We start from the raw sequence: 2540 nt of genomic DNA, 5'->3' as shown, positions 1-2540 counted from the left end.
CGAAATGTTCGAGGTTGGCCTGACGGTCATGCCATACCAGGCTGGTCTGGACCAAGGCGATATTCAGGTCGGGCAATGCAGTCAAATCACGCATAGTTTCTCCGCCGCGTGTTGCAGCGTCTCCTCGCGTTTGGCAAAGCACAGGCGCACCAGGCGCTGGCCTTGCGGCGGGCTCTGATAGAACACCGAGACGGGGATGGTCGCCACGCCGTGTTCGCGGGTCATCCACAGTGACATGGCGACGTCATCCAGGTCGGGGCGAATCTGCGAGTAATCCACCAGTTGGAAGTAAGTGCCGGCCACCCGGGTAAAGCTGAAACGCGACGGCGCCAGCAGGTCGCAGAACAGGTCGCGCTTGGCTTGATAAAAGGCCGGCAATTGCTCGACGTGTTCCGGGTGTTCGGCCATGAAGTCAGCCAAAGCGTACTGCAAAGGGGTCACGCCGCAAAAGTTGACATATTGATGCACCTTGCGCAGCTCGGCGGTCAGGGCCGGGGGTGCGACCACGTAGCCGGTTTTCCAGCCAGTGACGTGGTAGGTCTTGCCGAAGGAGCTGACCACAAACGCCCGCTGATACAACTCTTCGTGGGCCAGCACGCTGACATGGGGCACGCCGTCGAACACCAGGTGTTCGTAGACCTCATCGCTGATCAGGTAGATATCGCGGTCGCGGATAAGCTCGGCCAACTGGTCCAGCTCGGCCCGGCTGATCAACGCGCCGGTGGGGTTGTGCGGCGAGTTGAGGATGATCATGCGCGTGCGCGGTGAGAGCGCAGCCTTGATCTTGTCAAAGTCGAGCGCGAAGCCTTGCAGGCTCAATTGCACATGCACGCAACGGCCACCGGCCAGCTCGACCGACGGCTCGTAGCTGTCGTAGCTGGGGTCGAACACGATGACTTCATCGCCGTTGCGGATGACCGCCTGGATCGCGCAAAAGATCGCCTCGGTCGCGCCTGGGGTGATGGTCACTTCGCTGTCGACATCCACTGTGGCGTCATAACTGCGGGCGATCTTGGCCGCCACTTGTTGGCGCAACACGGGCAGGCCGGTCATCGGTGCGTATTGGTTATGGCCGAGGGCAATATGCTTGCCCACGGCATCGAGCAACCCTTGAGGGCCATTAAAATCGGGAAAGCCCTGGGACAGGTTAAGCGCGCCGGTTTCGGCAGCCAATTGCGACATTGTAGTAAAAATGGTGGTGCCGACATTCGGCAGCTTGCTGGTGATCATCGGAGGCCCCTGCAGGTGAGCCCCAAGTTTTAAGCTGCCCTAAGCATCGGGTCAAGGCACAAACCACCGCGCACAAAAAAGGGCTCCAAAGGAGCCCTTTTTGCAGCGTGTCGCTCACAACTCAAAGCGGCGCTTATTTCTTGTCGCGGCGCTTCTTGTCGGCCTTCTTGTGGTGAGTCATCAAACGACGCTTCTTGTTCACCTGACGGTCAGTCAGTGTGTTCTTGTTGCCTTCGTATGGGTTCTCGCCACCCTTGAACTCGATACGGATCGGCGTACCGACCAGTTTCAAGACACGGCGGTAGGTGTTTTCCAGGTAACGCACGTAGGACTTGGGCACCTTCTCGATCTGGTTACCGTGGATCACGATAATCGGCGGGTTGGCACCACCCAAGTGGGCGTAACGCAGTTTGATCCGACGGTTGTTGACCATCGGTGGCGCGTGCTCACCGACCGCATCTTCCAGGATCTGGGTCAGGCGGTTGGTCGGCCAGCGGGTAACCGCAGACTTGAACGAGTTCTGTACGGACGCGTAGAGGTTGCCCACGCCGGTGCCGTGCAGTGCCGAGATAAAGTGGATATCGGCGAACTCGACGAAGAACAGCCGACGTTGCAGCTCGATCTTGACGAAATCGCGCTCGCTCGGCGTCATGCCGTCCCACTTGTTGATCGCGATGACCAGGGCACGACCGGCTTCCAGGGCAAAGCCCAGCAAGTTGAGGTCGTGGTCCACCACGCCTTCGCGGGCGTCCATCACGAAGATCACCACGTTGGCGTCTTTGATCGCCTGCAGGGTTTTGACCACCGAGAACTTTTCAACTTCCTCGTGGATCTTGCCGCGCTTGCGCACACCGGCGGTGTCGATCAGCGTGTACTTCTCGTCGTTACGTTCGAACGGGATGTAGATACTGTCGCGGGTAGTACCCGGCTGGTCATACACGATGACCCGGTCTTCACCGAGCATGCGGTTAACCAGGGTCGACTTGCCGACGTTCGGACGGCCGATGATGGCGATCTTGATACCGTCTTTTTCGCTCGGGCCAGGAATGCGCTTGGCTTCCTCACCTTCGGCAACGATCTCTTCCTCGCCCTCTTCTTCCTCAGCGTCATCCTTGGGGAAGTCGCGCAGGGCGATTTCCAGCATCTGGGTGATGCCGCGACCGTGGGCACCGGCGACCGGGATCGCATCGCCCAGGCCCATTGGGCTGAATTCGGCACGGGCCGCTTCAGGATCGATGTTATCGATCTTGTTGGCGACCAGATAGGAACGCTTGTTGCGCTTGCGCAGGTTCTCGCCAATCATCTGGTCG

General features: G+C 59.4%; 2 protein-coding genes and 1 pseudogene. All 3 read right to left on the bottom strand.

Translation table 11 applies throughout. The features are described 5' to 3' along the window. Window positions 1-142 (bottom strand): annotated as a pseudogene (locus FEM54_RS30280) (amidohydrolase); the annotation flags it as partial. Next, the gene (locus FEM54_RS30275; protein ID WP_138454035.1) at window positions 82-1230 is read right to left on the bottom strand and encodes a pyridoxal phosphate-dependent aminotransferase; all 1149 of its coding nucleotides are present in this window, start codon (window positions 1228-1230) and stop codon (window positions 82-84) included. The gene FEM54_RS30275 and the pseudogene FEM54_RS30280, both read right to left, overlap by 61 nt. A 133-nt stretch (window positions 1231-1363) precedes the next feature. Beyond that, a partial coding sequence (gene der, locus FEM54_RS30270) for a ribosome biogenesis GTPase Der (protein ID WP_138454034.1) occupies window positions 1364-2540 on the bottom strand: 1177 nt, incomplete at its 5' end.

The organism is Pseudomonas edaphica, from assembly GCF_005863185.1.
Lineage (GTDB): Bacteria > Pseudomonadota > Gammaproteobacteria > Pseudomonadales > Pseudomonadaceae > Aquipseudomonas > Aquipseudomonas edaphica.
This window is presented reverse-complemented; position numbering and strand designations above follow the sequence as displayed.